General features: G+C 53.1%; 11 protein-coding genes. 1 reads left to right on the top strand and 10 read right to left on the bottom strand.

The window, feature by feature from the left end; translation table 11 throughout:
• From D4A39_RS09930 to D4A39_RS18185, 8 genes are all read right to left on the bottom strand, one after another.
• A partial coding sequence (locus D4A39_RS09930) for a hypothetical protein (RefSeq protein WP_147393905.1) occupies positions 1-243 on the bottom strand: 243 nt, incomplete at its 3' end.
• A 123-nt stretch (positions 244-366) separates the two neighbouring features.
• Positions 367-867: a hypothetical protein gene (locus D4A39_RS09925; RefSeq protein ID WP_119918003.1), complete on the bottom strand. Its 501-nt coding sequence runs from the start codon at positions 865-867 to the stop codon at positions 367-369.
• 103 nt (positions 868-970) lie between these two features.
• Positions 971-1,243 carry a hypothetical protein gene (locus D4A39_RS09920; RefSeq protein ID WP_119918002.1) on the bottom strand — a complete coding sequence of 91 codons (273 nt, stop codon included), beginning with the start codon at positions 1,241-1,243 and terminating at the stop codon, positions 971-973.
• 101 nt (positions 1,244-1,344) lie between these two features.
• Positions 1,345-1,827 carry a YcxB family protein gene (locus D4A39_RS09915; RefSeq protein ID WP_119918001.1) on the bottom strand — a complete coding sequence of 161 codons (483 nt, stop codon included), beginning with the start codon at positions 1,825-1,827 and terminating at the stop codon, positions 1,345-1,347.
• A gap of 111 nt (positions 1,828-1,938) precedes the next feature.
• Positions 1,939-2,187 (bottom strand): hypothetical protein, encoded by a 249-nt coding sequence (locus tag D4A39_RS17635; protein WP_147393904.1) that lies wholly within the window; start codon positions 2,185-2,187, stop codon positions 1,939-1,941.
• A 95-nt stretch (positions 2,188-2,282) separates the two neighbouring features.
• On the bottom strand, positions 2,283-2,600 hold the full coding sequence (locus tag D4A39_RS09910; RefSeq protein WP_119918000.1) for an antibiotic biosynthesis monooxygenase family protein: 318 nt from the start codon (positions 2,598-2,600) through the stop codon (positions 2,283-2,285).
• 122 nt (positions 2,601-2,722) lie between these two features.
• Complete coding sequence (locus D4A39_RS09905; RefSeq protein WP_119917999.1) at positions 2,723-3,046, bottom strand: hypothetical protein; 324 nt, start codon at positions 3,044-3,046, stop codon at positions 2,723-2,725.
• Between the two features lie 521 nt (positions 3,047-3,567).
• Positions 3,568-3,699 carry a hypothetical protein gene (locus D4A39_RS18185; RefSeq protein ID WP_267899600.1) on the bottom strand — a complete coding sequence of 44 codons (132 nt, stop codon included), beginning with the start codon at positions 3,697-3,699 and terminating at the stop codon, positions 3,568-3,570.
• A gap of 491 nt (positions 3,700-4,190) precedes the next feature.
• On the opposite strand from D4A39_RS18185, the gene D4A39_RS09895 reads away from it, so the two are divergent.
• Positions 4,191-5,177: an integron integrase gene (locus tag D4A39_RS09895; protein WP_158586927.1), complete on the top strand. Its 987-nt coding sequence runs from the start codon at positions 4,191-4,193 to the stop codon at positions 5,175-5,177.
• Between the two features lie 110 nt (positions 5,178-5,287).
• On the opposite strand, the gene gcvPB is transcribed toward D4A39_RS09895, so the two are convergent.
• Positions 5,288-6,754: an aminomethyl-transferring glycine dehydrogenase subunit GcvPB gene (gene gcvPB / locus D4A39_RS09890; protein ID WP_119917996.1), complete on the bottom strand. Its 1,467-nt coding sequence runs from the start codon at positions 6,752-6,754 to the stop codon at positions 5,288-5,290.
• Complete coding sequence (gcvPA, locus tag D4A39_RS09885; protein ID WP_119917995.1) at positions 6,751-8,112, bottom strand: aminomethyl-transferring glycine dehydrogenase subunit GcvPA; 1,362 nt, start codon at positions 8,110-8,112, stop codon at positions 6,751-6,753. Before gcvPA ends, gcvPB begins: the two co-directional genes overlap by 4 nt.
• Between the last annotated feature and the right edge of the window lie 67 nt (positions 8,113-8,179).

Here is an 8,179-nt window from a genome sequence, read left to right as displayed (position 1 = left end):
TAGCTTTTGGTTCTCCGGTGAGCGGGCACAACTGAATGATATAGCCTGTGGCGCAGGAAGCCCCTCTAGGGTGAAGTGAATCAATATATCGCCGGCTTCATAGTTGAAGCTCTCTTCCTTAAGTTCACACCCCAAGACATTATAGAATACCGTTTTCAGCTCAAACTCTGAGAACGCTTCCGGAACCCAGTCCTTAGCCAGGCCTTCCATTCCTTCTTGTGCCTTGCAGATAACACCGATCATGATGCAGGCCCCTATGTATAACGCCGCGCTCAGGGGAAAAGCGGAGCGGAACTAATTTGTGGTAAAGTGAGCGCAGCGAACCACAAATTACTGGAGCGTAGTTTTTTCCCTTGCAGCGCTTTGTTATGACTTTTCTAGCCACGTTTGAATAACCGTAATCTGCTCTTGTAAATCTTGTTTTAAATGTGGAGCATTACTTTGAGTCCAGCCACCATCACACCAATCACATGAATGATATAGATTGCCTAACCATTTCTGATAATAAGCAATTTTATCTGGCAATCCCCTTGGGGCACCCAGAAACCCACAGTCAATATTGTTAATAACTGCGCATACATCACTTGGCTTAACGTTACCTACCAAATAATCAGATGCTACTTTTAGCAAAAGTTTCGCCGCCATAACTTCTGCCTGTACACACTGAGAATCAAATTCAGAATCTGAAATAGCAACAATTTTCATCAACAGCGCTTCTTGGGACGTTGAATCTGCGTCAAATATCTCGAATATCTCCTCGGGAACATTCTCATTCTGTTCAATATAATCAAAGACCCACTCCCGAATAGAAATATCCGTTGAATCCCCGTACCAAATATTAACCAATATTTCCTTGGGACTTACCATGATCCTGACTCAGTCATAACGCCCAGCACAGCGGCGAGCGAAACGCAGTGTAGCGAGTCCAGGCCCGAAGGGCCGGTGCTGCTGCCGCTTGTTATGTTTTTGCTTAGTCTTTAGTGCCATAGCCAAAAAGATACCCAGCTATGGCACCCAAGATACCAATAGCTGCACTTTCCCCAGATGGATTCATTACAGCCAGTATACTTGCCAATGTCGCGACTATGACTATGCCAGTAATTCGAACGTTGAAAACGCCAAAGCCATCTTTCATGTGCCCGAATACTTTGATCATAGCGAAGACACCAAATCCCACAACGGCTAGTATTGCTATACCGCGATTAATATCCATTGTGGCAAGTGAATTAAGAAAATCTTCCATTTTTCACCTTTGAAACATAACGCCTCAATAACCGGCAGCTGGAACGGAGCGAAGCGCAGTGTAAGCTGTCCGGCGCCGGAGGCGCGAAGTTGATTGACTTGTTAAGTTTCTTTGCCCACATACTTTACTAAAGATTTCCGCACTTCACGTATTGTCTCACCAACTCTTTTCGGGATTATATGGTAGACCTCTGGCGCTTGATAAATGAGTAAGAATTCTCCATTTTCCCGCCATTTATTTATTCGTGACCACTCTATGACCGCCTCTCCAATACTTGACTTAAAAAGCAAAGAATCTGGAAGAACCTTCACTGCGACAGATTCTTGCGCAGCTTGATACGCACGATATTGCTTTCTTGTTCTCCAAGGTGCATATAAGTGTCTGACCGCCATATGCCCAAGAAAACCACCAGAAACCCCGCCAATTGCACCTATTTTTACGACGTAAGAAGGAGCGATTACAGCTATGACTAATAAAGCTAGCACTACAACGGCATAGGCAACGAGGGTCGTTTTAGCTGGCTTGGTAAAAAGCTTGTTTGCTTTTACATATTCATCTTCTGTGATCGTATATTCGAATTCCACGATACTCTCTCGGAAACTTAACGCCTGGCGCAGCAGCTAAACTGGAGCGACGCAGGAGCGGAAATTGGGTCTGCCTGCCGCCTCTTGTTATGTGAAACCCTATCGCAGAAATCACTCATCAGCTTTACACCTTTGAACCTGCCACCTTGATAAAGCGATAAGAACCACCCCGAGGGAAAGAGCCGCCCCCCCCTGATACTCAGACGAATCTGCTGGCACAATTTGATAATACGCACCAGGCTCGCCTCCCATAACCAGATCAATTGCCGACTGCCAAAAGCCAACGGGAAGAAGTCCTATAAAATAGAGGCCTGCATAAATAATGCATAGAACTCCCAACCCAAAAGAAAACCACTTCATCAGCCCACACCTAGCCTGAGAACACATAACGCCGCGCGCAGCGGGCAAATTGAAGCGAGGAACGAGCGGAAATTTGATCCTGCTGCCGCGCCTTGTTAAATGCCATACTCGCGTTCCACCCTAGCCACACGAACCCGAAATTCTGAGTACCATTTTTCATGCCCCGATCGCTGGGCTTCACTATGCTCGGAATTACTCTTCCAACTAGCGATGGACTCAAGACTTTCCCAATACGACACAGTAATACCCAACCCCTCTCTGGCAGACTCGAAGCCGAGAAACCCTGGTTGCTCCGACGCCAACTCAACCATCTGGCTTGCCATATCACCGTAACCATCGTCGCCTTCTGTACGGTGGCTGCTGAATATAACCGCGTAATATGGTGGTTCGGGGGTATTGGCTATCTCAGACATAGATCCTTCTATTCATTTAACGCCTTGCTTGCCGGCCCAACGGAGCAGAGTAAGCTTGTGGTAAGTTTGCGCAGCAAACCATAAGCTTACGGCGCGTAGTTGGGTCCGAGCACAGCAAATTGTTATATTCTGTCACGCTCATTAGAAAAGCTTTCATATTCAGCACCAAACTCGATTTCCATTGCAGTTCTAACCAAGGCTGGATAGCAAAACCAATACTGCCGCCTGACAGTATCGAGATATTCAGTTTCCCCCAAATCTTCTCGGTATAACTTCTGATGGTAGGAATCGAGGGGTTCTTTATCTATATCAAGGAGCCGACGACGATATTTTTTTAGAAACAGTCGAACCTGCAGCTTTGTGAATACAGAAAACCTTTTTAACTCGCGAGCAACCTCATCCAGATCTTCTTTTGAAGCACAATCATTCTTTTTGGGGAATAGCATTCGCTATCGTTTTCTGAAGATAATACAGATCGAATTCTTGCTGATCTATCTCTCTTCTACGACTCATTCTCGATACCTATCATGGGATATAACGCCATGCGCAGCGGCCGGTTTGTTGCGCGCAGCGTGACAAATCGGTCCGACTGGCGCAGCTTGTTAACTGATAGTCTCAAGGCCCACGAATGATGGCCACAACTGACACCAAACTGATTCAAATTGAGCCGCTGCTTTACAATTTGGCTCTTTGAAACCCCGCCAATCATCAGCGCTATCAACTAGAAATCCAGAATTCTTACCCACTGGACCAAGGACAATAGGCTTTCTATTTCTATCGAAGCCAATCTCCCTTTGAGGGCAGCCGTTATCGTCAAATTCGAGCCACCAAAAGCTCGTTCTCTTGTAGATATTTTCTAGATCCGGGTTTGCCGACGGCAATAATCGTTTCAAAACCCTTTCGAGTAATGAATCCCCCTCTTTTCGCAACACTTGGATATCAATTTCGATGTAATTCATTGGTAGAGTTAACGCTGCGCTCTGCCGCTTGTCGGCAGCAGCGCCTTGTTATGTGCTTTACCAACGCGCAAATTTTTCACCCCCAGCAACGCCAGAAGCACACCCAAAAGCCCGAAAACAACACAGAGAATCATTGCCACGAAGGGCTGCTGACAGCGAAACTCGGAATGGAAAAGGGAAAAATCGGCACCACAGTACGCACTAGCCAAGCTGGCAGACGAGAACACCCAGATAAGAGACCACAGTGATATAGCCATTAGAGCAACGGCTAGGGTGATTTGAATTATTCCCTTTCGCATCCTGCGTTCTCCGTAATCACATAACAGCGTATTAATTAGAACGTTCCGTATAACTCGGTTCTATATAACTCTGGAACCCTCGTACACACTCCCCGATAAAAAGCCTGCCATAACAATGGGTTGAGATGCTATAGCCAATCTCCTACACGGAGTTATAAGGAACGTTCCTTATAACTCCTGACTCTGGGTCACTTATTGGCAGCATCCTTTTCTTATGCATATCAACAAGATAGGTAACAGGTAAGCACCATGCTTCAGGAATGAGCACTGCTTCCGTTGAAAAAGGGCTTCGCCAACTGCAATACTGTCATTTTGAGCAGTATGGAGTTGTCATGGATGACATCCCTCGCGCCCCGCCTGAAAAGCCGGTAAAGCTGATGGATCAGTTCCGGTTCTGGCTAAGGAAAAACCAGTACAGTTATCGAACAGAGCAAACCTATGTCCACTGGGTGATCAAGTACATTCGATATCACAAGATGCGCCATCCTTCGACGATGAGTGCCAGGGAGATTGAGGCATTTCTTTCACACCTGGCTGTACAGCGATATTGCAGCCCATCCACTCAGAAAATTGCCCTTAATGCGCTGAATTGTTTCTATCGTCGATTTTTACAGCAAGACTATGGCGAACTGAATTTTCGCCAATCGAAGCGCAAACCCCGGATCCCTGCCGTGTTTTCCGAGCAACAGGCCCAAGCAGTTATCGCACTGCTCCCTGAGCCTTCCCAGTTGATATGTGAACTCCTTTATGGCGCTGGGCTACGCGTGTCCGAGGCGCTTCGCATTCGCATCAAGGATCTGGATTTTGATCGGATGATTATTACGGTGCATCAAGGCAAAGGTGACAGGGACAGGAGAACACTGCTGCCAAAGTCTTGTGAAGCACGATTGCGCCAGCAAATCTCTGTGACAACAAACCTGTATGAGATGGATCAGAAAAATGGCATTGGCCCCGCGTGGATGCCACATGCGCTGAGCAGGAAATATCCTGGAGCAGGCTCACAACGTATCTGGCAATTTATTTTCCCTTCTAAAGAACCTGCGACAGACCCGCAGACCGGAATCGTCCGGCGTCATCATTATCATCAGGATACTGTCCGCAAGCATGTCAAACAGGCGGCCTCTGAAGCTGGCATCACCAAGCTCTGTGGTCCTCATACGTTTCGCCACTCTTTTGCCACCCATTTGCTGGAGAAGGGCTACGACATCCGCACGGTACAGGAGCTGCTGGGCCACAGCGACGTGTCCACCACCGAGCGTTACCTGCATGTGATGAATCGGGGTGGGCTGGGGGTCATCAGTCCACTGGATCGGGGATAGGCAGGGTATGGGTCGGACGTCCGACGTCCGACTGATCTTGCTCCATTAAAAAACCCGGCTTGCGCCGGGTTTTGATCGCTTGCAGGCAAGCTCCCACAGAAACCGAGTTTCTACTCTGTCCAGGCGAGATCCAGCTCGCGGGCTGCTTTCACGTCATCAAGGCGGCGTACCGGCTGGGTGAAGGGCGCTTCCTTGACCATGTCGGGCTGGGTGCGCGCTTCTTCCAGAATGGCGGCCATGGCATCGACGAACTCGTCCAGGGCTTCCTTGCTTTCGGTTTCGGTGGGCTCGATGAGGAAGCACTCCGGCACCAGCAGCGGGAAGTAGGTGGTCGGTGCGTGCTGGTTGTAGTCCAGCAGGCGCTTGGCGATATCCATGGCGGTAACCCCCAGCTCTTTCGCTTCTTTGGCGAAGGTGAGAATGAACTCGTGGCTGGCGCGGCGATCGGGGTAGGCGGCGGTGCAGCCGACGGCTTCCAGTCGCTTGAGCAGGTAGTTGGCTGCCAGGGTGGAGAACTCGCCCACGCGGATCATGCCTTCACGGCCCAGCGAGCGGGCGTAGTAGTAGGCGCGCAACAGTACACCGGCGTTGCCCATGAAGGCACTCAGGTGACCAATGCTGGTGTTCAGGGTGTCGGTGTCGATCCAGTGGTAGCTGCCATCGTCGCGCTGGCCCGCCATGGGGGTGGGCAGGTAGGGCAACAACCGCTCGGACACACCCACCGGGCCAGCACCGGGGCCGCCGCCGCCGTGCGGGGTGGCAAAAGTCTTGTGCAGGTTCATGTGGATGACATCGAAGCCCATGTCACCGGGGCGTACCTTGCCGAGAATGGCGTTGAGGTTGGCGCCATCGTAATAGAGCAGGCCGCCGGCTTCGTGGACAGTTTTGGCTATGGCTTCGATCTGCCGTTCGAACACGCCGCAGGTGCTGGGGTTGGTCATCATCAGGCCGGCGGTCTGGGGGCCACAGGCGGCTTTCAGGGCTTCCAGATCCACGTCACCATCTTTACCCACCGGCACTTCACGGACCTTGTAGCCACACATGACGGCGGTGGCCGGGTTGGTGCCGTGGGCGGCTTCCGGGATGAGGATCTCGGTACGGCCTTCATCACCACGGGCTTCGTGGTAGGCACGGATCATGGCGACCCCGGCGAACTCGCCCTGGGCGCCCGCCATGGGGGCCAACGATACGCCTTTCATGCCGGTGACTTCCTTGAGGAAGTTCTGCAGCTCGAACATGCAACTGAGGAAACCCTGGCTGTGGGTCTCCGGGGCCAGGGGGTGGCGGTTCAAAAAGCCCGGCAGCATGGCGGCACGGTTGGCACCACGGGGGTTGTACTTCATGGTGCAGGAGCCCAGCGGGTAGAACTGCTTGTCGATGGCGAAGTTCTTGCTGGACAGGTTGGTGTAATGCCGCACCACCTGCATTTCCGACACTTCCGGCAGGGCCGGCTTCTGTTTGCGGCGCAGGTGCGCAGGAATGGCGCTGAGTTTGTCGTCTGCCAGCGCTTTCGGCGCCTGGGAGACGGCACTGCGGCCGGGCTGGGACAGTTGGAAAATCAGTTGGGTCTCGCTCATGCTGCCAGAACCTCTTTCAGGGCGACCGCAAACAAATCCAGATCGCTTTCGCTGTGGACTTCGGTGGCGTTAATCAGGACCGCATTGGGCATGTCATAGTCGGTAGCCAGGCTGACACCGCCCAACACGTCTTTCACGGCCAGGGCCGCCAGCACCTCGGCGGCGGGTTTCGGCAGGGTCAGCACCACCTCGTGGAAGGTGGGCGCGCTAAAGGCCCGCTCGACACCGGCAATGGCGGTGAGCTTGTCAGCCAGCGACTGGGTGTTGGCATGACAGTGCGCCGCCACATTGGTAAGGCCATCTGGCCCCAGCAGGGAGCAGTAGATGGTGGACGCGGTCATGGCCAGGCCCTGGTTGGTACAGATGTTACTGGTGGCCTTGGAACGGCGGATGTGCTGTTCGCGGGCCTGCAGGGTCAGGGCAAAGCCCTGCTTGCCTTCCATGTCCACGGTGCGGCCGATGATGCGCCCCGGCATCTGACGCACGTATTTCTGTTTGCAGCACATGAAACCGAAGTACGGGCCACCGGAGGACAGCGGAACACCCAGCGGCTGACCTTCGCCCACCACGATGTCGGCACCCTCTGCGCCCCACTCGCCCGGCGGTGTCAGCAGCGCCAGCGAGGTCGGGTTGACCACACCGATCACCAGCATGTTGTTGGCGTGGGCCCAGTCGGTCAGGGCATCCACTTCTTCCAGAGAGCCAAAGAAGTTGGGCTGGCTGATCACCAGTGCTGCATAGTCCTGGCCCTCGAATGGCTTGAGGGCGTCCAGCGGGGTCTGGCCGCTGGCGGGATCAAACGCCACGCTGTCCAGCGCCACATCCTGGTTTTCCACGATGGCCTGGGTCGCCGCGGTGTAACGGGGGTTCAGGGCGGTGGGCACCAATACCTTGCGGGACTTGCTCTTGCGGTTGGCACGCAGGGCCATCAGCACCGCTTCCGACAGGCCAGAGGCACCGTCGTACACAGAGGCGTTGCTCACTTCCATGCCGGTGAGGCGCGTCATCAGGGTCTGGAATTCGTAGATCACCTGCAGGGTGCCCTGGCTGGCTTCTGCCTGATAAGGCGTGTAGGCGGTGTAGAACTCACCCCGGGTGGCAATCTCCCATACCGCGGCCGGAATGTGATGCTGGTAGGCGCCGGCGCCAATGAAGCTGACTGCGCCGGCATCCATGGCGGCGCGCTCGTTCATCAGCCGGGTCACTTCCATTTCGCTCAAGCCCTCGGGCAGCGCATCCAGCTTGCCGGCGGCTTTCAGGTGCGCGGGAATTTCATCGAACAGGGCTTCGATGCTGTCGGCGCCAATGGCGTCGAGCATGGCACGCACGTCGTCGGGGGTATGGGGGATGTAAGGCATGGGGGTACCTGGATAGGTTGGGTTTGGCTTTTGGCTCCGCAGCGCTAAAAAACGCAGGGGATCAGCT

This window comes from Alcanivorax profundi, from assembly GCF_003597125.1.
In the GTDB taxonomy this organism is placed as follows: domain Bacteria; phylum Pseudomonadota; class Gammaproteobacteria; order Pseudomonadales; family Alcanivoracaceae; genus Alcanivorax; species Alcanivorax profundi.
This window is presented reverse-complemented; position numbering and strand designations above follow the sequence as displayed.